The organism is Kitasatospora sp. NPDC090091, assembly GCF_044747365.1.
GTDB lineage: Bacteria > Actinomycetota > Actinomycetes > Streptomycetales > Streptomycetaceae > Kitasatospora.
In genome coordinates this window covers 45,225-68,062 of the sequence record NZ_JBIVDY010000021.1, presented here as the reverse complement: position 1 = coordinate 68,062, position 22,838 = coordinate 45,225, and the positions used below count along the sequence as shown (strand labels likewise).

The window sequence follows — 22,838 nt, the reverse complement described above, 5'->3', positions numbered from 1 at the left end:
CCCCGTCCCCGGTCCGGCGTCCGGCGCCGGCTCGGGCCGGTCGGGACGCGCGGTCGGACAGTGCACTGCACTGCGGGTGGGACGCGGGGTCAGTGCATTGCGATGCCCGAGGTGTTCGACGCCAGGTCGTCGGCCTTCGCCTTCACCACGACGAGCGCGATCACGGCGGCGAGGGCGGCCAGCACCGCGCCGACGATGAAGCCGTGCGAGATGCCCTGGGCGAGTACCTCGTTCGCCGCTCCGGTGCCCTTGGGGAACTCGTGCTTCTCCAGGAACGCGGCCTTCTGCTCCGGCGTGGCCGTGGCCAGGAAGCCGGGCAGCTGCACCTTGGCCTCCGCCGTCGCGTAGTGCGCGAAGACGGTGGTCAGGATCGACAGGCCCAGCGAACCGCCGATCTGCTGCATCGAGTTGAGCAGGCCGGAGGCCGCGCCGGTGTCCTCGCCGGCGACGCCCGCGACGGCGAGGAGCATCACCGGGACGAAGACCAGGCCCATGCCGAAGCCGAACACCACCGTGGGGCCGAGGACCCCGTCCAGGTAGCCGCTGTCGGCGTCCATCAGGGTCAGCCAGCTCAGACCGATGGTGACCAGCACCGAGCCGCCGGCCATGAACGGCTTGGGGCCGTACTTGGCCTGGAGGGTCGACGCGATCTGCGCGGCGATGATGATCGAGACGCTGATCGGCAGGAAGGCGAAGCCGGCCTTCAGCGGGCTGTAGTCGAGCGGTCCCTGCACGAACAGCGTGATGTAGAAGAAGATGCCGAACATGGCCGCGGCCAGGCAGAGCATCATCACCAGGCCGCCGGTGCGGTTCCGGTCGGCGAAGAGGTGGAGCGGAGTGATCGGCTGCGCGGTGCGGTTCTCGATCACCACGAACGCGGCCACCAGCACGACGCCGGCCGCGAAGGAGCCGAGCGTCACGGGGTCCGTCCAGCCGTCCGAAGCCGCCCGGATGAACCCGTAGACCAGCCCGACCAGGCCGAGCGTGGAGGTGAGCGCGCCGGGCAGGTCGAAGCGGCCCGGGTGGCGCTCCGACTCGGCGATGTAGCGCGGCGCGGCCACGGCGATCAGGATCGCGATCGGCACGTTGACGAAGAACACCCAGCGCCAGTCCAGGTACTCGGTGAGCAGACCGCCGGCCAGCAGGCCGATCGCCGCACCCGAACCCGCCACCGCCGAGAACACGCCGAAGGCCCTGTTGCGTTCGGGGCCCTCGTCGAAGTTGGTCGCGATCAGGGCGAACGCCGTGGGCGAGCAGATCGCACCGCCGATGCCCTGGAGCGCGCGAGCGGCCAGCAGCATGCCGCCGTCCTGCGCGAAACCGCCCAGCAGCGAGGCCAGACCGAAGAGCAGCGTGCCGGCGATGAAGACCCGGCGGCGGCCGAGGATGTCGCCCGCACGGCCGCCGAGCAGCAGCAGGCCGCCGAAGGTCAGTGTGTAGGCGTTGATCACCCACGAAAGATTGGTGGTCGAGAACTCCAGCGCGTCCCTGATCTGCGGCAACGCGATGTTCACGATGGTGGCGTCGAGCACCACCATCAGCTGCGTGGCCGCGATGACGGCCAGGGTGATGCCCTTGTTCCGGCCCTGGCTGCCCTGCGGTGGAGAGTTCTTGCTGAGTGTGTCGGAGATAGCCAAGTTGATGCCCCCTGCTGGCTATTGCTACGTGTGCTGCGTATGCCGTCGGCCCGGGTTGCTTCGTGTGCTGCGGACCCGGGGTTCGACGCGGTCCCTGCGGCGTCCCGCAAGCTAGGAAGGAACGGGATCGTTCACTACGCTGGACGATATCCTGGGCAAGATTGTGAACGCAAGCGTTCCTTAAGGTTGGTGAGCATGGATCAGTTGGTGCGGCGCCAGGCGGCGATCCGGACGGGTGGCCGGGCGGCGGAGCAGGCCGCGGGGATAGCCGCGGAGTCCCCGGCCGGACCCGTGTCCGCACCCGGGCCGAAGGCCGACGGGTCCGGGGCGGAGCCCGCCGCGGCCGCCGCCGTACCTGCCGCCGTGCCCGCCGCGTGCTGCGCGGTGCAGAAGGCCGCCGAGGTGCTGTCCCGGCCGGTGCGCCGCCGGGGGAAGGAGTTGGAGCGGGCGATCTTCGAGGCCGCGCTCGACCAGCTCACCTCCGGCGGATTTGCACGGCTGACGATGGAAGGCGTCGCCGCTGCCGCGCGGACCGGGAAGGCCGCGCTGTACCGGCGTTGGGCGTCCAAGGTCGAACTGGTCATCGACGCCCTGGACTCCACTCTCCCACGCCCTACGGACACCCCCGACCTCGGGTCCACCCGTCGTGAATTGCTGCTGCTCATCGAGGGTTTCGCCGGGGCGATCAACTCCCGGGCGGGCGGTGCGATGCAGGCGTTGATGGGTGAGCTGGACCACGAACAGGCCGAGCTGTTCAAGGACTTCATCATCCAGCGGGTGATCGTGCCGACCCGGAGCACCATCGTGGACATCCTCCGGCGGGGCATCGAACGCGGGGAGGTCCGGGCCGGCGCGGACACCTCGATGGCCGTCGACGTGGCCCCGGCGATGCTGATGTACCGGGTGAAGACCTGCGGGCGGCAGTTCGGCCCGGAGTTCGCGGTGGAGCTGGTGGACGACGTGCTGGTCCCGATGATCCGGCCCTGAGGGCATCTCCGGCCCTGAGGGCATCTCCGGCCCTGAGGGGATTTCCGGGCCTGAGGGGATCTTCGGCCCTGGGGGCTGAGGGGCCGCGCCGGCGGAGTGGCGGTGGGTGCCGGGGGTTCGCGGGGCGGGCGTTGTCGGTCACCCGGGCCGCCCGGGCCGCTCGGGCCGCCTCCGCCGCCGGAGGGCGGTCGGGGCGGCCTCGGGCGGGGCTTAGGCTGGTGTTGCCCCCCGCTGAACGGACACCGAGATGCCCATCGTCCCGCCGACCCACTCCGTCGAACGCTCGCTCCGCCGGGCCGGCGCCAAGATCGTCGTCGGCCTGGACGAGGTCGGGCGCGGAGCCTGGGCCGGCCCCGTCACCGTCGGGGCGGCCGTCACGGGGCTCCGCCGGCCCCCGGAGGGCCTGACCGACTCCAAGCTGCTCACCGAGCTGCGCCGCGAGGCGCTGGCCCCGGTGCTCGCCGACTGGGTCACCGCGTACGCGCTCGGTCACGCCTCGGCCCTGGAGTGCGACGAGCTGGGGATGACCGCGGCCCTCCGGCTGGCCGCCGTCCGCGCCCTGGAGGCGCTGCCGGTCGAGCCCGACGCGGTGATACTCGACGGTAAGCACGACTACCTGGGCGGTCCCTGGCGGGTGCGCACCGTGATCAAGGGCGACCAGTCCTGCATCTGCGTCTCCGCCGCCTCGGTGCTCGCCAAGGTGCACCGCGACGGCCTGATGGCCGATCTGGGCGAGGCCAACCCCGAGTACGGCTTCGCCGACAACGCCGGCTACCCGTCCCCGGTCCACCGGGCGGCACTGGACGAGTTCGGGCCCACCGAGCAGCACCGGGTCTCCTGGGCCTTCATGGACGGCCTCCCCAAGTGGCGCCACCTGAAGCGGATCCGGGTCGTCGAGGGGGTCGGCGGTGCCGGTTCGGAGGCTCCGGCGGGCGAGCAGCTGGCGCTCGGTTTCTGACGTTCCGTCGGGAATTGCCGGGGTGGGGGAGGAAGGTCCGTGGGGCCCAACAGGTGGGGCGCCCGTGCGCGTCCGACCGGCATTTGATAGATATCCGGGTATGCCTGTCTTCCCCGAGGAGCCGGAGATTCACGAGAGCCTCCCGGGCCCCGGCGTTCCCTTCCCCCGAGAGTCGGACGCACAAGCCCTCCCTACGGCTGCCGCCGGCAGCTCGACCACTTCCGTACCGTCGGCCGTCGCGGCCGCGCCCGTCCCGGTGCCGGGCCCCCGTCCCGGGGCTCCCCGGCCGGCTCCGCCGCGTGCCGCCCGATCCGCTTCGCCGCCGCGTCCGGGCCAGATCCCCAGGCCCGGCCCGCGCCGTCCGGCGCCCGCCGCTCCGCAGGTCGCGGTCCAGCTCGTGGCCGCCACCGCGGCCGAGGCCGTGGAACGCGCCGACGACACGGTCGACCAGTTGCTGGACGCCGGCCGCGAGCCGGGGGACATCCTGGTTCTGACCGTGGGTGAGGTGCACCCCTGGCAGCAGCACGAGCTCACCTTCGGTGAGGAGCGCTACTGGGCGCAGCTCGCCGAGGGCGCTGACGTGTTCTACACCGACGCCGCGCTGACCCGCCCGGCCCGCCGCGAGGTGGTCGTGCTGGCCGTCAACGGCGGTACCGCCGACCGTGCCGCCGAGGCGTTCACGAAGGCGCTCGGCCTCGCCGCCGGCCTCCTGGTGGTCTGCGGCGACGCCGGCCCGGCCGCCGTGGCTGCCGCCGACGCGTCCGCCGGCCGTCCGGTGCTCGCCTGACGGCAGGCGCCGGGGACCGGCCGAGCACCGGTTGTCGAGCGCTTGCGTGCTGCCGGCCATCTGCGTCCTGCCGGCCGTCCGGGCCCGGTGCCACTCGGCACCGGGCCCGGACGGTGCGCGGCCCGGTTGCGGGCCGGCCGTCTCGGGCGGTGCCGCGGCCGGCGAGGTCGTGGTGCTCTGCCGTGCGGACCGCGGCGCCGTGCCGGGTGTACCCGCCGGTCGGGTCAGCGGGTGCCGGTGCGCCGGGCCGGCTCGATCGCCGCGACCCGGGCGGGCGCCCAGGGCAGCTCGGCCGGCCGGGAGCGCTGCGAGCGGTCCCCGTGCTGGGCCGCCCGCTCCGAGGTCTGGCGCAGCGCCGAGCGCGGCGCCAGCTCCGTCACGGTGTGGACCGGCCCGTCCGCCCAGGAGCCCGCGTGCGGGTTGCGCCCGCTCCGCCCGTCGCCGAGGATCTGCCAGCCTGCCGGCGTCAGCGTGATGTAGGAGCCGCAGCGCAGGCCGTGCAGGACGGCCGCGTCCTGCAGCGCCCACATCCAGGCGCCGTCCTGCTCCGTCCAGCCGGCCGAACCCTCCCGGCAGCGCAGCAGTACGGCCGTCCGGCTCGGTGCGGGCTGCCGCAGGTCGTGCGGGGTGACCTGGCGCAGGTGGCCGAGGAGCGCGTTGCGGTGCTGCCAGCCGTCGGTGTCGTGGGGCCAGGGCGTGAACGAGGCCGAGGCGGTCAGCCGGTGCGAGGCGCCCAGGACGGCGATCACGACCGTGCCCGGTTGCGGCAGGTGCCGCTGGTGGAGCTCCAGGACGAACTCGCGCGGATCGCGGAGCAACGGGATCCCCGCGGTCGCCCACGCCTCCAGATCCAGCACCCGTCTGGGCGACGAGCTCCGGGCGAGGGGATACTGACCTCGGTCGATACCGTTGATCACGATCCTCCTTCCCGACCCACGGGCGCGCGGATGCGCACGTACGCCAAAGGCCTGGTCCGTCGGACCGGGTTGCGGGTACGGTCCAATTCTCAGGGCAGATGGGGCGGAGCGGCAACGATGAAATGATGAACGCCGCCCGAAAGTCGTCGTTCTGCCGGATATATTCCACGATCGGGCGGGAGCTACTCGGGTGGCGCGGGATTGTGATCTCGGCGAACCGAAGAGCGCCGCGAAGTGCCTGGAGCACGGACTCTTCCTCCATTCGTGGATCGTCGTGCGTTCCGTCCGGCCGTGTGGCCGCCGCGGTTCCGCGCCGGGCGCCATTACTCCATTCGGGTGATGGCGGTACCTTCAGATCTTTCCGCCGGACCGTGCCGCCCGCCCTTCCCCTCGGCGCCTTCCCCTCGGCGCCGGCCCCTCAGCCCTGCACAGCCAGCACCAGCGGCAGGACGGCGCTCGCCCCGGCCTTGCGCAGCAGCCGTGCGGCCACGGTGACCGTCCACCCCGAGTCGACCAGGTCGTCCACCAGCAGCACGGGCCCGCCCGCCGCCGCCACCGCGTCCGCCAGCTCCGGGGGCAGCGCGAGCGTGCCGGCCAGCGAGTGCAGGCGCTGGGCGCTGTTGCTGCGCGCGCCGTGCGGGGGCTGCCCGGTGGCGTACTCGATCCGCCCGAGCAGCGGCAGGCGGCCGATCTCGGCGATCCGGGCGCCGAGGCTGCCGACCAGCTGGGGCCGGGTGGACGAGGCCATGGTCACCACGCCGACCGGCCGGTCCAGCCGGGTGCCCTCGGCCGTCGCGGACCCGGCCCAGCCGCCGGGGCCGCGCGCCCAGTCGGCCAGCACGGCCACCAGCGCGTCCACGGCCTCGCCCGGTACGGGCACGTCGGGGGCCTGCTCGGCCAGCAGGGTGCGCAGCCGGTTGCCCCAGCCGATGTCGGAGAGCCGGCCGAGGGCGCGGCCGGTCTCGGCCTGCTCGCCGGCCGGGATGCGGCCCTTGAGCGGCACCCCGAGCGCGTCCATGCCGGTGGGCCAGAGCCGGCGCGGCTCGAAGCTCACCCCCGGCCGGCCGAGCGCCGCCCGGGCCGCCTCCAGGGCCTCGGTGGAGACGTCCGGGGTGTGCAGCGGCCCGGCGCAGTTGTCGCAGCGGCCGCAGGGCGCGGCCTGCTCGTCGTCGAGCTGCCGCCGCAGGAACTCCATCCGGCAGCCGGTGGCCGCCGCGTACTCGCGCATGGCGCGCTGCTCCGCCTCGCGGGAGGCGGCGACCTTGGCGTAGCGCGCGGTGTCGTACTCCCAGCTCTGCCCGGTGGCCGTCCAGCCGCCCTTCACCCGGCGGACCGCCCCGTCCACGTCGAGCACCTTGAGCATGGTCTCCAGCCGGGCGCGGCGCAGATCCACCCGGGGCTCCAGGGCGGCCGTGGAGAGCGGCCGGCCGGCCTCGGCGAGCGCGTCGATGGTGCGGCGCACCTGCTCCTCCGGGGGGAAGGCCAGCGAGGCGAAGTAGCGCCAGATCGCCTCGTCCTCCCGGCCGGGGAGCAGCAGGACCTCGGCCCGGTCGACGCCGCGGCCGGCCCGGCCCACCTGCTGGTAGTAGGCGATCGGCGAGCTGGGCGAGCCCAGGTGGACCACGAAGCCGAGGTCGGGCTTGTCGAAGCCCATGCCGAGCGCGGACGTCGCGACCAGCGCCTTGACCCGGTTGGCCAGCAGGTCGGCCTCGGCCGTCCGGCGCTCGGCGTCCTCGGTGCGGCCCGAGTAGGAGGCCACCGCGAAGCCGCGCTCGCGCAGGAAGGCCGTCACCTCGTCGGCCGCGGCGACCGTCAGGGTGTAGACGATGCCGGAGCCGGGCAGCCGGTCGAGGTGGTCGGCCAGCCAGGCCAGCCGGTGGGCCGGATCGGGCAGGCCGAGGACGCCGAGGGTGAGGCTCTCCCGGTCCAGCGGGCCGCGCAGCACCAGGGCGCGCTCGTCGGTGCCGCCCGTGCCGAGCTGCTCGGCCACGTCGGCGGTGACCCGGGCGTTCGCCGTGGCGGTGGTGGCCAGCACCGGGACGCCCGGCGAGAGGTCGGCGAGCATGGTCCGCAGCCGGCGGTAGTCGGGGCGGAAGTCGTGGCCCCAGTCCGAGATGCAGTGGGCCTCGTCGACCACCAGCAGGCCGGTGGAGGCGGCGAGCTTGGGCAGAACCTGGTCGCGGAAGTCGGGGTTGTTCAGCCGCTCGGGGCTGACCAGCAGGATGTCCACCGCGCCGGCCGCCACCTCGGCCTGGATCGCGTCCCACTCGTCGGTGTTGGCCGAGTTGATGGTGCGGGCGTGGATGCCGGCCCGGGCCGCCGACTCCACCTGGTTGCGCATGAGGGCAAGCAGCGGCGAGACGATCACCGTCGGCCCGGCCCCGCGGGCGCGCAGCAGGGCGGTCGCGATGAAGTAGACGGCGGACTTCCCCCACCCGGTGCGCTGCACCACGAGGGCGCGGCGGTGGTCGACGACCAGGGCCTCGATCGCCGTCCACTGGTCCTCGCGGAGCGTGGCGGAGGGGCCGGCGAGCTCGCGCAGGACGGCCTCGGCCCGTCCTCGGACCTCGGCGCGGTCGGCGGCCGTCGCGCCCCCGGCGCCGGTCGGACCGGTACCGGCCGTGGCGGGGGCGTCGCTGTCGGTGCTGTGGGTCTGCGGCTGCTGCATGCCGTCCATGTAACCCCGAGGTGCCGACAACGGGCGAACGGCGGGGGTTCGCGGCCGCGCGCGACCGGGCGGAGAGCCGCATCATTTCATCCGCTCTCCAGCTGAACGGCCGTCAGATATCCCTCGGGAGAGTGACGAAGGATGACTCGAAAGGGGGAGGTTTTATCCACAGGCGGGAGTTGTCCACAGGGAATCCGAAAGATTCGGGACGGTTCGCTAAATGGCGGCACTCTTCCCGCCATGAACAACGCACGCATTCCGCTGCCCTTCGGCCCCGCCGGTCCGCGAACGGTCACCATGCGCGGCCCGGCCGACATGGCCGAGCTGCTGCCCTACCTGCTGGGGTTCCACCCCGACGACAGCATCGTCGCCGTCGGCCTCCAGGGGCCGGATCTCCACCAGGGCGGGGTGATCCGGCTCGATCTCCCGGACTCGCCCGGGGAGTGGCCGGCCGCCGCCGCCGAGACGGCCGCCCTGCTGGTCGGCCTGTCCGAGCGGCGCGACCACCGCCCGGCCCAGGTGCTCCTCTACCTCTGCCAGGATCCCGGCCCCGATCCGGGCGCCACGCACGGTCCGCCCGTCCGTGAGCGGCTCGGCCCGCTCGCGGCGGAGCTGCAGACAGCCTTCGAGAGCAGGGGAGTGGCGGTGAAGGAGTCGCTCTGCGTCTCGGCCGGCCGCTGGTGGTCCTTCCTCTGCCGCCGCCAGGGGTGCTGCGATCCGGCCGGTCACCCGGTCCGGATCACTTCCGGCCCCGGCCCGGTCGCCGTGGCGGCCACCGTCGCCGGCCTGGCGCCGCGCGGCAGCCGCAAGTCGATCGTCGCCGGGCTGACGCCGATCGGCCCGCCCGGCGCGGACGCCCAGCGGCGCGCGCTCGCCCGGGCGGAGCGCGCCATGGGCGCCGGGCGCGGGCGGCCGCGGGCCGAGCAGCGGGGCGCCGCGCTGCTCGACCAGGCCGTCGCCGAGTTCGCCACCGGCGCCGGCGAGCTCGACGAGCTCCGGGCGGCCCGCCTGCTCGTCGCCCTCCAGGACCGCCGCGTGCGGGACCGCGCCGCCGAGTACGCGAGGCCGTCCGAGCTCGCGCCCGCCCAGCGGCTCTGGCGCTTCCTCGCCCGGCGCTGCGTGCCCCCGTACACGGGCTACGCCTCGCCGCCGCTCACCCTGCTCGCCTGGGTGTCCTGGGTGGCCGGGGACACCGCGACGGCCCGGGTGGTGCTCGCCCACACGCTGCGCCTCGACCCCTCGTACCTGCTGGCCCAGCTGCTCTACGAGTCGCTGAACGCCGGCCTCTCGCCGGCCCCGCTCCTAGCCCGCGCCGACGCCGAGCGGCGTCGCCGGAGCAGCCCGGCCGGGGGCGGGGCGGGAGCCTCCGGGGTCGCGGCCGCCGCGGCGGGGGAGGAAGCCGGCGTGGCCGAGGGCGGTGGGCCGGACGCGGATCCGGCGCCGGCGGCGGCGCCGGTACCGGCCGACGGGCCGGGGCCCGGAGCGGCGGGGCCCGGTTCGGCGGCCGGGGCGGCCGAGCCGGAACGGGACGAAGGGCCTGCGGCCGGGCCGGAGCCCGATCCGGCACGTGGGCCGGACGGGCCGCGAGGCTCGGGCGCCGCCCGCGCCCGCCGGCGGCGTGCCCGGCGGGAGACGACGGCACCGCCCGCCCCCGGGGGTCCCGGAGCCCCCGATCCCGGACCGGCACCCGGGCCGGGCCTCCCGCCCTCCCGCCGCCCGGCCGGGAGCGCACCCGCCGACGGCGGATCCGCGAAGAAGCGGCTGATCCAGGAGCAGGGGTTCGGCCGTACGGCGGGGCCCGATCACGGGAGGAGCCACGGCCACGCCGGAGGCGGCCCGGCCGCCGGGCCGCCGTCGCGCCGAGGCGCGCTGCCGGGGCGCCGCCCGCCCTCCCCGGCGAACCCCGGCCGCGGGCTGCGGCTCGGCCGCCCGTCGCCCTGGGTGGCCGGCCTGCTCGCGCCCACCCTTCAGACTGGCCGGCGGGGCCGCTGCCACGGCGTCCGGGGCCCGGCGATCGGACCCCGGCATGCGCAGTGAGCCCCGAGGCGCCGGTGCCGGCCGGAGTGCCCGTGCCGGCCGGGCCGGGCGGTCACCCCGCCCGGATCGGCGGGCCCGCCGATCCGGGCGGGGTGACGTCCTGGGGCGCTCCCGCCCGCTACACCTCGCCGCGCATCATGGCGATCAGCCGGTCGAGCACCTTGCCCCCGCTCACCCGCAGGCCGTCGTGCTCCCACTCGTTGGTGATCCACGTCCGCAGGCCGCGCACCGCGCGGGCGGTCTGCAGGGAATCGGCCGTGTCCACGTACATGTCGTCGTGGTAGACGGCCGCCACCACCGGCACCTCGTTGGCGGCCAGCCGCGCCGGGTCGTAGAGGTCGGCCCAGTCGGTGCGGGCGGCGAGCAGGTCCGCGGCCTCCTTGATCGGGCGCAGCGTCGGGTCGGTGTCGAACATCCAGGGGTAGATCATCTCCCCGGTGAACAGGACCGGCGCGCCGGACTCCAGCGCCGTGCGGGCGTCGAACTCCGGGAACTCCTTGCGGACGCGGTCGGCCGACCAGGCCGTCCCGGCCGGGTCCACCGAGCGCTGGCCGTAGATCGACTCGTGCAGCACGGCGTAGAGCGGTCCCTCGGCGAAGGAGAGCTTGGCCTGCGCACCGGCCAGGAAGGTGTCGGACAGCTCCGGCCCGGCCACACCCTCCACCCAGGCCTCCTCCAGGAGGTAGTGCAGGGTGCCGGACCCGCTCCCGGCGCCGAGCATCAGCCCCAGCGACTGGAACGCCTCGACGGTGAGCAGTCCGCCGTCCGGCAGGGTCGCGGGGGAGTCGGCCAGGTGCGCGGCGATCCGCCGGACCGCCTCGACGTCCTGCGGGTAGCGGGCGTAGTGCTCCTCGTTCTTGCCGACGACCCGGGGGTAGGCCGCCCGGTAGACGTCGTCGGCCGAGCTGCGCAGGCCGGCCAGGCCGCCCGTGATGAAGGCCTCGTACAGGCCCTCGGGCGCGATCGAGAGGTAGGTGAGGGTGCAGAAGCCGCCGAAGCTCTGGCCGAGCACGCTCCAGCGGCGGTCGCCGGCCAGCTGGCGGCGGATCAGTTCGGCGTCCCGGACGATCGAGTCCGCGCGGAAGTGCGCCAGGTAGTCCGCCTGCTCCCGGGCGCCGCCGCGCCGGGCGAGGCTCTGCCGGTTGGCGGGCGTGGACCGCCCGGTGCCGCGCTGGTCGAGCAGGAGCACCCGGTAGTCGTCGAGGGCGCGCTCCAGCCAGCCGTCCCGGCCGAGCGGGCGGCCGGCCTTGCCGCCCGGTCCGCCCTGGAGGAAGAGCAGCCAGGGCAGGTCGTCCTTCTCGCGCCCCGACGCCACCACCTCGCGGGCGTACACGTCGATCTGTTCGCCCTGCGGGGCGGCGTGGTCGAGGGGCAGCTGGAAGACGTGGTCGGTCGTGACGATCCCGGGCAGCCGGCTGGCGGTAGACATACAACTCCTCGGTATGTGCAGGTCACAGCGGTCGCGTCGCCGTCAGCGGTGTCGCCGGTGCGGGCGCCGCGACCCCCGCACCGTATCCTGACGGCGGTCAAACGCCGGTTCGGCGGTGGCCCGTCGACGGTCACCGGCCGACGGCACCGGGGGCGGAACGGACGGCGGCTCCACCAGGCGGTTCCACCTCGGGCGGGTCCCCGTCCCGGAGCGGCACCGTCCGGGCGTGCACCGCCCGGCGGCAGCGGCGCCACGGGCGAGCGCGCCCCGGTCCGGTCGGCCGGATCGGCGCGCCGGGCGTTACCTGTGCCCGGTCGGCGGCGTTCAACCCGGGGGTACTGCGCCCGGACGGCCTCCGGCCCTCCGGCAGCGGTGGACGCAGCCGCGCCGCGCCGGTGGGCACGAGCGGTCGGGGCGTCCACGGCGGTCGGACGGCGGCGAGCCGGCCGGGCCGTCGGCAGCGCGCCGGACGCCGGAGCGCCGGACGGCGGGGACGGGGACGCACCACCGACCCGTCCCGGTGGTCGGCCGGTGCGGCGGTTCCGGCCGTGGTGCGGCGTCAGGGCGGGGCCGGACGCCGGACATGACGACGTGCCGGGCACAACGGGGTGCCCGGGGCGAGATGCGGAGCGCATACCGCAGCGGTACCGCGCACCGCATGGCACGACCCCTCGGCGGGTACGGCCAGCACGGCACACACGCCGACGGGAACCCCCGCCGGCCCGGCACCATCAGTACGCGATCGAGCATGCTCGCGGCCCACCGGCCTGACCGGCCACCGGACCGCCGAGGGAGGAGAGTCCGGTGACCGCCATGAGGCCACCACAGGCCATGCCGGCCGAGAGCGTGGTCGGCGCGCCCCCCAGACCGGTCGGCCGGCCCGACCAGGCCCCGGGAGCCGGACCCGTCGGCCAGGCCCGGCCTGCCGCACCGCCGCGTCCGCAGCCGGCCGCCGCCCACCACGCGGTGCTCTGTGTGAACGCGCCCGCGATGGCCGCCTCCGGCCCGGACGGACAGCTGCGCGGTCACGGCCTCCACGGCTTCTACCGCTCGGGCGTGCGGGTGGTGGCCCGGATGGAGCTGCGGATCGGCGGCATGGAGCCGCTGCCGCTCCAGGGCACCCTGACCACGTCGGCCCAGGCCCGCTTCCTCGGCGCCGTCCGCATCCCCGGCGACCTCGACCCGGACCCGGCGCTCACCGTCGAGCGGCTGCGCCACGCCGACGGCGTGGAGACCGTGACCGTGCGCAACACCGGCAGCCGCCCCGCCCGGCTTCCGCTGGAGATCGCGCTCGGCACCGACCTCGGCCCGGTCGGCGAGATCGCCGCCGGCCACCGCCCGCCGGACCTGCCGGGCCAGGTGCAGTCCGCCGGGCTGCGCTGGGTCGGCCCCACCCACAGCGCGGTGGTCAGCGCCAAGCCGTCGCCGCACGCCGTGCTGGCGGGCGCGGGCGTGCTGCGCTGGGACCTCGAAGTGCAGCCCGGCGCCCGCTGGTCGGTGGAGCTCCGCGCCGAGCTGGAGACCACCGCCCCCGGGCCGCGCCCGCCGGGCGGCCGGGGCACCGGCGTCCCGCTGCCCTGGGCGGAGCCCGAGGTCCGCTGCGACGACGCCCGGGCCGGAACGCTGGTAGCCCGCTCGCTGGAGGCGCTCGGCGGACTGCTGTTCGCCGACCCGGACCGCCCCACCGACCTCTACCCGGCCTCCGGCGCGCCCTGGCGGTTCGGCCTCACCCCGGCCGACGCGCTCTGGGCGGCCCGGCTGACCCTCCCGCTGGGCACCCGGCTGGCCGCCGGCACCCTGCGGGCGCTGGCCCGCCGGCAGCAGCTGCACCCCGCCGCCGGCCCGGGCGTGCCGGGCGGCCCCGGCCGGTCCGGCCAGCGTCCCGAGGGGCTGCTGCCGGGCGCACTCCGGCACGGCGGCCCCGAACTGCCGCCCACCTGCACCGCCACCGAGGCGACCCTGCTGTTCGTCACGGTGCTGGCCGAGGCCTGGCGGTGGGGCCTGCCCCGGCAGGAGGTGGCCGAGCTGCTCCCGGCCGCCGAGCGCGCCCTCGGTGCCCTGCGCGGGGGCCTGGTCGACGGCTTCGTCACCGACCTGAGCCGACCGGTGGAGGAACGCTCCACCCACCCGGTGGCGGTCCGCGCCGAGGTCCAGGCGCAGGCGCACCGGGCCGCCCTGCACGGGGCCGAGCTGCTGGAGGCCTTCGGCCGCCCGGGCGCCGAGGAGTGGCGCGGTTGGGCCGCCGACCTGCGCGGGCGCTTCCGCGACCGGTTCTGGATCGACGACTTCTCCGGCGGGCGGCCGGCGGCCGGTCTGGCCCCGGGCGGCCAGCCGCTGCCCGCGGTCGCCTCCACCATCGTCCATCTGCTCGATCCGGGGCTCTCCGCCGACGGCGGTCGCCACGAGAGCCTGCTGGACCGGGAGCAGACCAGGCTGCTCGCCCAGCGGCTGGCCGCGCCCGAGCTGGACAGCGGCTGGGGCCTGCGCACGCTCAGCGCCAAGTCGCCCCGGTTCAACCCGCTCGGCCACCGGAGCGGCGCGGTGCGGGTCCACGAGACCGCGCTGGCCGTCGCCGGGCTGGCGGAGGCCGGCCACGAGAACGAGGCCGGCGCCCTGCTGGAGGGCCTGCTGGGCGCGGCCGCCCACTTCGAGGGGCGACTGCCCGAGATGTACGCGGGGGAGCAGCGCACGCCCGGCTGCCCGCCGGTGCCGCACCCGGGTGCCTGCCGGCCGGCGGCGGTGTCGGCGGCCGGGGCGGTGCACGCGGTGTTCGCGCTCGCCGGGGTCCGGCCCGACGTCCCGGGCGGGCGGGTGCTGGTCCGCCCGGCCAGCACGGCGCCGCTCGGCGAGCTGCAGCTGACCGGGCTGCGGGTGGCCGGTGAGCCGTTCTCGGTCCGGGTGAGCCGGATCGGCGTGGCCATGGTGGAGGAGGCGTCCGCCGACCTGCAGCTGGTCGCCCGCTGATGGTCGCCCGCTGACGCGCCTCCCGGCGCACGGGCCGGGCGCCGGGCCGGTCGGGGCCGGCCGGTGGACCCGGGCCGGCCCCCGCCCCACCGCCCGGCCCGGTTGCCGGTTCCGTCCATCGCCGGCCCGGCCCGGCCGGCCGCCGGCCCGTGCATCGTCCGCCCCGCAGGGCCGTCGGAAGCGGTCAGGTACCGGCGGGGCACGGTCCGTGCACGGGGCCTGTGCTTATCGTCAGAAAGACGACTATGATCGTCGCCATGTCGCGTTATGACCCGTCGGCCTTCCCCCCGTTCGCTGTCACGGTTGACCTGGTGGTGCTGACGGTTCGGGACCATGAGCTCTGCGCCCTGCTGGTCCGCCGGGGCGAGCCGCCCTTCCAGGGTTACTGGGCCCTGCCCGGCGGCTTCGTCCGCCCGGACGAGGGCCTGGCCGAGGCGGCCTCCCGGGAGCTCGCCGAGGAGACCGGCCTGCGCGCGTACTCCGCACCCGGCCACGAGACGGCCGGCCCCGGCACGGCCGGCGCCCACCTGGAACAGCTCGCCACCTACGGCCACCCGCAGCGTGACCCGCGGATGCGGGTGGTCAGCGTCGCGTACCTCGTCCTGGCGCCCGACCTGCCGACCCCGCGGGCCGGCGGCGACGCCAGCAGCGCCCGCTGGGCACCCGTCACCGAGCTGCTCGGGAAGAGCCCGGCGGACGGCGTCCCGCTCGCCTTCGACCACGGCCTCATCCTGGCCGACGGGGTCGAGCGCGCCCGCTCCAAGATCGAGTACTCCTCGCTCGCCACGGCCTTCTGCCCGACCGAGTTCACCGTCGGCGAGCTGCGCCGGGTCTACGAGGCCGTGTGGGGCGTGGTGCTCGACCCGCGGAACTTCCACCGCAAGGTCACCGGCACGCCGGGCTTCCTGCTGCCTTCCGGCGGCACGACGACCCGTCAGGGCGGCCGCCCGGCACAGCTGTTCACCGCCGGCGGGGCCACCGTGCTCAATCCGCCCATGCTGCGCCCGGAGTCCTGAGGCGAGCCGGCCGGAGGGTCCGCCGCTCGGTCGCAGGATCGGATTGTCCCCTGATCGGGTGAGGTGTGCGGACGGCGGGCCCGTGCCGCTCCCGTAATGCCCGGAATCGTCCCCGTGGCCCCCTAGTGTGCTGGCGCGGGGGCGGCGCGGGGCGTCCCGCGCCGTACAGGCGCCGGTCGGCCGAGGGCATGGGAGCAGCCAGCGATGATCCAGATCACCGGACTGACCAAGGTCTACCGCAGAGGTACTCCGCCGGCGGTGCTCGATCTGACCTTCGACGCCCGGGCGGGCGCCGTCACGGCGCTGCTCGGCCCCGAGGATTCCGGCAAGTCCACCGCGCTGCGGCTGATGCTCGGACTCGAACGCGGCCAGGGCGTAGCGCTCTTCGACGGCCGCCCGTACCGGCGGCTGCGGCGGCCCGAGCGCGAGGTCGGCGTCCTGCTGGCGGGGCCGGGCGGCACCGGCGCCGCGAGTTCCGCCGGGGTCGTGGCGGGGCACCCGGGCCGGAGGGCGCAGAGCCACCTGAGGATGCTGGCGGCGGCGGCGGGCGTCCCCTCCCGCCGGGCCGACGAACTGCTGGAGCAGACCCGGCTGGCCGCCGTCGGCGACCAGCGGTTGCGGACCTTCTCGCCCGGTATGCACCGCCGGCTCGCGCTCGCCGCAGCTCTGCTCGGCAACCCCGGCACCCTCGTCCTCGACGCGCCCACCGACGGCCTCTCGCCGCGCAATGCCGAGTGGTTCCACTCCTTCCTGCGCTCCTTCGGAGCCGCGGGCGGGACGGTCCTGGTGACCACAAGGGCCCCGAAGGAGGCGGCCGAGCTCGCTGACCGGGTGATCACGCTCGACCGGGGGCGGCTGGTGGCCGACCAGCCGGTGACCGAGTTCCGCCGGACGCGGCTCAGCCCCGAGGTGGCGGTACGCGGACCGCAGATGGCCCGGCTCGCCGATCTGCTGGTCAGCCAGGGCGCGGAGGTGCGGCGCGACGGCGGGGCGGGCATCGCGGTCGCCGGGATCGGCCGGACCGAGATCGGTGAACTCGCCTACCGCAACGGCATCCTGCTGCACGAACTCGCAGACCGGGTGGTCGAGCAGCCCGCTCCGCGCGTCACGCTGCCGGTGGCCTCGGGCCGTTCGGGGCGCGTCCGCGTCCAGCCGTCGCCCGCCGGCTCGGTGCCCGCCGGATCGGCCTCCGGCCCGGTGCCGGCCGAGCCGCGGCCGGCCGGGGCGGTTCTCACCGGGCAGCGGTCGGCGGAGCCCGAGCGCCGGTCGTCGCTCCGGTCCGATGCCGAGCCCGAGCCGCTGCGCATGCCGCAGCCCGGGGACGCATCGGCCGCCGAGTGCGGGCCGGCGCCTGCCGGGCCCGCGCCTGCGGGTCCGGTCCGCACGGCGGAGCCGGGGGTCGCGTCGGCCAAGATGCCCCGGCCGGCCGCCGAAGCGCCGTCCGCGCCACCGCCCACCGGCGGGGCGCTGCCGGCCCTCGCCCTCCCCGCGACCGCTGCCGCAACCGTCGCCTCAGCCGCCACGACTGCCCAAGCCGCCACGACTGCCCCAGCCACCTCCAGCACCTCGGCCGCGTCAGCCGCCACGCCCGCCACGGCCACCACGGCCACCTCACCCGTCTCCGGAGCGCCGCGGCCCGCCGGGCCGGAGTCGGACCTCTTCGACGAGACCAAGCCGACCGTCGCCGTGGACCGCCTCTTCCGGGACGGCCTCAGCAGCCTGGCCCGGTCCGAAGACGGCGACGGTGAATGCGGCGACGGTGGCGACGCCAGGAACGACCGCGACGGCGGTCCGTCCGCCCCCGCCACCGACTGGCGCGACGACGCCGCGGCCGGTGACCTGCTGACCGCCGACACCGTCCGCCTCGGCCGGCTGACGGTCCCCACCGGGGCGACCGCCGTCACCACGACCACCCCGACCGCCGCCGCCCCGACCGCCCCGGCCGCCGTCACCACGACCGCCCCCACCACCCCCACCACCCCCGACCACCGGAGCGAGTGAACCGTGCGTGCCCTGGCCTACGAGCTGCGCCGGCTGCGCGGCCTCCGTTCCACCTGGCTGCTCCTCGCCGCCGTCCTGCTCTGCGACGCCGTGGTGGCCGCGGTCCTGGCCGCCCAGACACCCGCCGGGCCGCTCTCCGGCCCGGCCGGCGTCCGGCTGCTGACGGCGGCCGTGCCGCTGGTCCCGCTGCCGTTCGCGGCCCTCGGCGCCGGGATCCTGGGCGCCCTCTCCTACGGGCACGAGGTCCGGTACCCGGGGCTGCCGGCCTCCCAGGTCTCGTACCTGCGCCGGGTCCGGCTGCTGCTGGCCAAGCTGACGGTGACCGGGGCGGCCGCGCTGCTGCTCGCACCGCTCACGCTGGCGGTCGACGCGGTGGCCGCCCGCCTCGCGCTGCCGGGCGGGGTGACGGTGGCGGCCTGGTCGGACCCGGGCGCGCTCTCGGACCGGCTCGCCGCGGCGCTCTCCGCGGCCGGTCTCGCCGCGCCCGCCGACCTGCCCGGGGCCCTCGCCCCGGCGGCGCTCGGAGCGGGTCACGGCGGCCCGGCCGCACTGGTGGCCTTCGTCCTGCTGACCGTGGTGGCGGCCTGGACCGGGGTGCTGACCGCCTCGCTGACCCGGAGCGCCGCGGCCGGCGTCCTGCTGCTCTGCGCCCTGCCGCCGCTGCTGGAGACCGGGGTGGCGCTGCTGCTGCGCCAGACCGGCACGCCCTGGCCGTCGCGCGCGGTGGAGCTGCTGCCGTTCCAGTCCGGTGTGGAGTGGGCCTACGGGTGGGTCTACGGCGGGGACCGCCGGGTTGCGGTGAGCGGGTCGGCGCTGACGGATCCGGCGTTGCTGGCGGCGGTGTCGGCGCCGGCGTTCGTGCTGCTGCTCGCCGCGCTCCTGGTACAGGTCCGCCGCCGCGCGCTCTGACCCCTTGGGCGGCGGGCTGATTGACGCTCCGTCAAGATCGACCACCTGTGACCGTAATGCGCGGTTCTTCCTGATAAGAAGTCAATTATCCAGTCACGGTCGATCACCCTTTCGTGTGCTTTTCACGAGAATTCTCAAGCTGCGCCCGCCGATCGCCGACAAAGGACCTGTGAGTACCCTTGCGCACCCCACCATGACCCCCGCCCGCTCCGCCGACAGCGCCATCCCCGGCGCCGGCGAATTGGACCGCTTCTCGTACGCCGACCGGCCGACCCCGCCGGCGCCCCGCTGGGAGGGCGCCGAGTCGGACCTGGCCCGGGTCGGCCGCAAGACCACCAGCAGCCGCGGCCGCGGTCTGCACGGCCAGCTCGTCCAGCAGCTCGGTCAGATGATCGTCTCCGGCGACCTCGGTGCCGACCGCCCGCTCGTCCCCGAGGAGATCGGCCAGCGGTTCGAGGTCTCCCGCACCGTCGTCCGCGAGTCGCTGCGCGTGCTGGAGGCCAAGGGCCTCGTCAGCGCCCGGCCGAACGTCGGCACCCGGGTCCGCCCGGTCGGCGACTGGAACCTCCTCGACCCGGACATCATCGAGTGGCGCGCCTTCGGCCCGCAGCGCGACGAGCAGCGCCGGGAGCTGTTCGAGCTCCGCTGGGCAATCGAGCCGCTGGCGGCCCGGCTCGCCGCGGGGCACGGCCGCGAGGACGTCCAGCAGCGGCTGGTCGAGCTGGTCGAGATCATGGGCCACGCGTCCGCCCAGGGTGACCACTCCACCTACTCCCGGGCCGACGCCGAGCTGCACGTCCTGGTCCTGCAGATGGCGGGCAACCGCATGCTGGAGCACCTCTCCGGGATCGTCTCCTGCGCGCTCCAGGTGTCCGGCGGCCCGGCGACCTCCTGCGAGCGGCCCTCGGAGGCCTCGGTCAGCCTGCACGCCCGGCTGGTCGACGCGCTCGGCACGGGCGACGGCACCGCGGGCGAGGTCGCGATGCGGGCGCTGCTCACCGTGCACCCGGAGATCGAGCCGTCCGTCCCGGCGCCCCGCGAGCACTGAGCCGTCCACCCGGCGACCGAGCGGCTCCTGCGAACCCCCGGCCCTCCGGCTGCACCGCATCGCACGGCGCGGTCGGAGGGCCCTCTCGCACCCCCGCGCCCCGGTGCCGGGCCCGCCCGCCTTCCCGGACCCGGTCGCGGTGCCTGCCCCGGCCCGCCCGCCTTCCCGGACCCGGTCGCGGTGCCTGCCCCGGCCCGCCCGTCGGCCACCCCCGGGCCCGGCCGCGACGCCTCCCCGGCCCCGCTCCGACCGGTCCCCGACCCGCTCCGGCGAGACACTCGGCGGAAATGTCCTGCCCATGCCAACCATCTTCGGCGCGAGTGCGCGATGATGGAAGTCGGCCTCGGGCCGCGGGCGCCGACCGGTGTGACCCGCGACACGAAGGCCATGCGTAACACTTGACGCGTAGCAGCGATGTCTCCTGAGCGGAAGCAGCTCCGGAATACCCCAACATGTCAGAATGCTGTGTTGGTCTGCGGCGCTGCTGCCGTCCTGCAAACCCAGTCCTCAAGCCCGAGTCGGTCGGAATCGACACCGCGCGTCCGATGCGCGATTTCCTTCCCCGCCCGCTCGGGCGGCCGGTACGGGTTCGAGTCCACTCATCGTCCGAGAGGTTGTTCGTGTCGGCCAGCACATCCCGTTCGCTTCCCCCCGAGATCGCCGAGTCCGCGGCACTGCTGGCGCTCATCGAGCGGGGCAAGGCCCAGGGGCAGATCGCCGGTGACGACGTGCGCCAGGCGTTCGAGGCGGACCAGATCCCGGTCACCAAGTGGAAGAACGTCATGCGCAGCCTCAACCAGGTGCTGATTGAGGAGGGGGTGGACCTCATGGTCAGCGCGGCCGAGCCGGCCGGCGCCAAGCGCAAGAGCGTTGCGGCCAAGAGCCCCACCAAGCGCACTGCCACCAAGGCGGTCACCACCCGGACCCCGGCCGCGCCGTCGGCCCCGACCAAGCCCCCCGTGCGGATCGCGCCCGGTGCCACCGTCTCCGCCCCGGCGGTCGCGGCCGCCGCGGCCCCGGTCGGCACGGTGTCCGCCGACATCACCGCCCAGGAGGCGACCTCGGTCGCCGCCGAGGCGAAGGCGGCACCGGTGAAGAAGGCCGCTCCGGCCAAGAAGGCCGCGGCCAAGAAGACCGCCGCCCCGGCCAAGAAGACCGCGGCCAAGAAGACCACCGCCGCCAAGGCCGGCAAGGGTGCGGACGAGGAGCTGCTCGGCGAGGAGGAGCTGCTTGAGGACGTGGCCCTGCCCGGCGACAAGCCCGGCACCGAGGGCGACACCCCGGAGGAGGAGTCGGACCAGGGCTTCGTCCTCTCCGACGACGACGAGGACGACGCGCCGGCCCAGCAGGTCGCCGTCGCCGGTGCCACCGCCGACCCGGTCAAGGACTACCTGAAGCAGATCGGCAAGGTCCCGCTGCTCAACGCCGAGCAGGAGGTCGAGCTCGCCAAGCGCATCGAGGCCGGTCTGTTCGCCGAGGACAAGCTCTCGGCCGCCGACAAGCTGGCCCCGAAGCTCAAGCGCGAGCTGGAGATCATCGCCGAGGACGGCCGCCGGGCCAAGAACCACCTGCTGGAGGCCAACCTCCGCCTGGTGGTCTCGCTGGCCAAGCGCTACACCGGCCGCGGCATGCTCTTCCTGGACCTGATCCAGGAGGGCAACCTCGGTCTGATCCGTGCGGTCGAGAAGTTCGACTACACCAAGGGCTACAAGTTCTCGACCTACGCGACGTGGTGGATCCGCCAGGCGATCACCCGCGCCATGGCCGACCAGGCCCGCACCATCCGCATCCCGGTGCACATGGTCGAGGTCATCAACAAGCTGGCCCGCGTCCAGCGCCAGATGCTCCAGGACCTGGGCCGCGAGCCCACCCCGGAGGAGCTGGCCAAGGAGCTCGACATGACCCCCGAGAAGGTCATCGAGGTCCAGAAGTACGGTCGCGAGCCCATCTCGCTGCACACCCCGCTGGGCGAGGACGGCGACAGCGAGTTCGGTGACCTGATCGAGGACTCCGAGGCGGTCGTCCCGGCCGACGCGGTCTCCTTCACCCTGCTCCAGGAGCAGCTGCACTCGGTGCTGGACACCCTGTCCGAGCGCGAGGCGGGCGTCGTCTCGATGCGCTTCGGCCTGACGGACGGTCAGCCGAAGACGCTGGACGAGATCGGCAAGGTGTACGGGGTCACCCGTGAGCGCATCCGCCAGATCGAGTCCAAGACCATGTCGAAGCTGCGCCACCCGTCGCGGTCCCAGGTGCTGCGCGACTACCTGGACTGATCGGCAGACCTTCCGCAGGGCCCCGGCCCTGCGGCGAAAGGGGCCCGGAGCACACCGCTCCGGGCCCCTTTCGCATGTCCGGGCGGCTCGGGGGCCGGGTGCGTCAGCGTCCGGGTGTCCGTTGTCGCTCGTCCGGGTGGCCGTGCGGCGGGACGCGGTCGCGGCGCGTAGTCGGTCACCTACGCTGTGCCGGTTGCCTGCTGCCGAGCCACCTGGAGTCACGGTGCTGCCCACCCCGGATCGTCCGGACCGCCCGGATCTGCCGACCGCCGCCGCCGGCGCCCCGGCCGGACCGCCGGTACCCGCGACCGCCCGGCCCGGCGGTCGCCGGCGGCGGGCCGCCGCACTGGCGCTGCTCGCGGCGCTGCCCGCACCGCTGGTCGTGCTCGGCCCCGGAGCCGCCTCCGCCGAGGCGCAGCGCCGGATCATCGGCGGGAACGCGGTGTCCACGGCCGACCATCCGTGGATGGTGGCGCTCTCCAGCCGGCCGCAGTTCGGCAACGGGCGGTCCGGCCAGTTCTGCGGCGGCGCGCTGGTCACCCCGACCAAGGTGGTGACGGCGGCGCACTGCTTCTTCGACGAGTCCAGGGGGAAGCGGGTCGACCGGCCGGCGCTCGAGGTCGTGCTCGGCCGGGACGACCTGCGCGGTTCCGTCGGCCGCGAGGTGGCGGTCGAGTCGGTCTGGATCCACCCCGACTACTCGTTCTCCGCCAACATGAACGACATCGCGGTGCTCTCGCTCACCGAGTCGCAGGGCGCCCGGCAGGTGCTCGACCTGGTCGGCCAGGGCGAGACCGAGCCCTACCGGCCGGGCACGCCGGCACGGGTCTTCGGCTGGGGCGACACCACTGCGAGGGGTGACTATTCGCCCACGCTGCGCGCTGTGGACGTGTCGACCATCGCCGACCAGACCTGCGCGAAGGCCTACCCGGGCGGGCCGGACGGGCGGTTCGACGCCCGCGGCATGGTCTGCGCGGGGGAGGAGAAGGGCGGCCGGGACGCCTGCCAGGGGGACAGTGGAGGCCCGCTCGTCGTCGCGGGCCGGCTGGTCGGCCTGGTCTCCTGGGGAACGGGCTGTGCGGAGGCGGTGCACCCGGGCGTCTACACGAGGGTGAGCACCGTCTCGGACGCCGTGCGCTCCGTGCTGTAGCGGCCTGCCGTTGCCGTTGCCGTTGCCGTGCCGTTGCCGGTTGCGGTGCAGGCCGGC

At 75.4% G+C, this 22,838-nt stretch carries 15 protein-coding genes; 11 read left to right on the top strand and 4 right to left on the bottom strand.

From position 1 onward, the window contains the following. Positions 1-89: 89 nt before the first annotated feature. On the bottom strand, positions 90-1,637 hold the full coding sequence (locus ACIPSC_RS30510) for an MFS transporter (protein ID WP_400830192.1): 1,548 nt from the start codon (positions 1,635-1,637) through the stop codon (positions 90-92). 195 nt (positions 1,638-1,832) lie between these two features. Between ACIPSC_RS30510 and ACIPSC_RS30505 the strand changes: the two genes are divergently transcribed. The 3 genes from ACIPSC_RS30505 (at position 1,833) to ACIPSC_RS30495 (ending at position 4,369) form a co-directional block, all read left to right on the top strand. Beyond that, the gene (locus ACIPSC_RS30505) at positions 1,833-2,624 is read left to right on the top strand and encodes a TetR-like C-terminal domain-containing protein (RefSeq protein ID WP_400830190.1); all 792 of its coding nucleotides are present in this window, start codon (positions 1,833-1,835) and stop codon (positions 2,622-2,624) included. A gap of 247 nt (positions 2,625-2,871) precedes the next feature. After that, positions 2,872-3,582, top strand: a complete 711-nt coding sequence (locus ACIPSC_RS30500) for a ribonuclease HII (RefSeq protein WP_400830188.1) — start codon at positions 2,872-2,874, stop codon at positions 3,580-3,582. A gap of 397 nt (positions 3,583-3,979) precedes the next feature. Beyond that, positions 3,980-4,369, top strand: a complete 390-nt coding sequence (locus ACIPSC_RS30495) for a hypothetical protein (protein ID WP_400830184.1) — start codon at positions 3,980-3,982, stop codon at positions 4,367-4,369. 224 nt (positions 4,370-4,593) lie between these two features. On the opposite strand, the gene ACIPSC_RS30490 is transcribed toward ACIPSC_RS30495, so the two are convergent. Together ACIPSC_RS30490 and ACIPSC_RS30485 are read right to left on the bottom strand one after the other, a co-directional pair. Further along, positions 4,594-5,226 (bottom strand): hypothetical protein, encoded by a 633-nt coding sequence (locus tag ACIPSC_RS30490; RefSeq protein WP_400830352.1) that lies wholly within the window; start codon positions 5,224-5,226, stop codon positions 4,594-4,596. A 478-nt stretch (positions 5,227-5,704) separates the two neighbouring features. Beyond that, complete coding sequence (locus ACIPSC_RS30485) at positions 5,705-7,954, bottom strand: RecQ family ATP-dependent DNA helicase (RefSeq protein ID WP_400830180.1); 2,250 nt, start codon at positions 7,952-7,954, stop codon at positions 5,705-5,707. 240 nt (positions 7,955-8,194) lie between these two features. On the opposite strand from ACIPSC_RS30485, the gene ACIPSC_RS30480 reads away from it, so the two are divergent. Continuing rightward, the gene (locus ACIPSC_RS30480; protein ID WP_400830177.1) at positions 8,195-9,991 is read left to right on the top strand and encodes a DUF4192 domain-containing protein; all 1,797 of its coding nucleotides are present in this window, start codon (positions 8,195-8,197) and stop codon (positions 9,989-9,991) included. Positions 9,992-10,109: 118 nt separating this feature from the next. On the opposite strand, the gene ACIPSC_RS30475 is transcribed toward ACIPSC_RS30480, so the two are convergent. After that, positions 10,110-11,420, bottom strand: coding sequence for an alpha/beta fold hydrolase (locus ACIPSC_RS30475; RefSeq protein ID WP_400830174.1), 1,311 nt, complete (start codon positions 11,418-11,420; stop codon positions 10,110-10,112). 813 nt (positions 11,421-12,233) lie between these two features. On the opposite strand from ACIPSC_RS30475, the gene ACIPSC_RS30470 reads away from it, so the two are divergent. From ACIPSC_RS30470 to ACIPSC_RS30440, 7 genes are all read left to right on the top strand, one after another. Further along, a complete protein-coding gene (locus tag ACIPSC_RS30470; protein WP_400830349.1) occupies positions 12,234-14,384 on the top strand; it encodes a glycogen debranching N-terminal domain-containing protein in 2,151 nt (716 codons plus the stop codon). Between the two features lie 257 nt (positions 14,385-14,641). Beyond that, positions 14,642-15,400: an NUDIX domain-containing protein gene (locus tag ACIPSC_RS30465; RefSeq protein ID WP_238863942.1), complete on the top strand. Its 759-nt coding sequence runs from the start codon at positions 14,642-14,644 to the stop codon at positions 15,398-15,400. Positions 15,401-15,604: 204 nt separating this feature from the next. Continuing rightward, on the top strand, positions 15,605-17,401 hold the full coding sequence (locus tag ACIPSC_RS30460; protein ID WP_400830171.1) for an ATP-binding cassette domain-containing protein: 1,797 nt from the start codon (positions 15,605-15,607) through the stop codon (positions 17,399-17,401). A gap of 3 nt (positions 17,402-17,404) precedes the next feature. Then, positions 17,405-18,310 (top strand): hypothetical protein, encoded by a 906-nt coding sequence (locus ACIPSC_RS30455; protein WP_400830168.1) that lies wholly within the window; start codon positions 17,405-17,407, stop codon positions 18,308-18,310. A gap of 169 nt (positions 18,311-18,479) precedes the next feature. Continuing rightward, positions 18,480-19,358, top strand: a complete 879-nt coding sequence (locus tag ACIPSC_RS30450) for a FadR/GntR family transcriptional regulator (protein WP_400830165.1) — start codon at positions 18,480-18,482, stop codon at positions 19,356-19,358. A 614-nt stretch (positions 19,359-19,972) separates the two neighbouring features. Beyond that, positions 19,973-21,631, top strand: a complete 1,659-nt coding sequence (locus ACIPSC_RS30445) for an RNA polymerase sigma factor (protein ID WP_400830163.1) — start codon at positions 19,973-19,975, stop codon at positions 21,629-21,631. A gap of 193 nt (positions 21,632-21,824) precedes the next feature. Then, complete coding sequence (locus ACIPSC_RS30440) at positions 21,825-22,781, top strand: S1 family peptidase (protein WP_400830160.1); 957 nt, start codon at positions 21,825-21,827, stop codon at positions 22,779-22,781. Positions 22,782-22,838 lie beyond the last annotated feature (57 nt).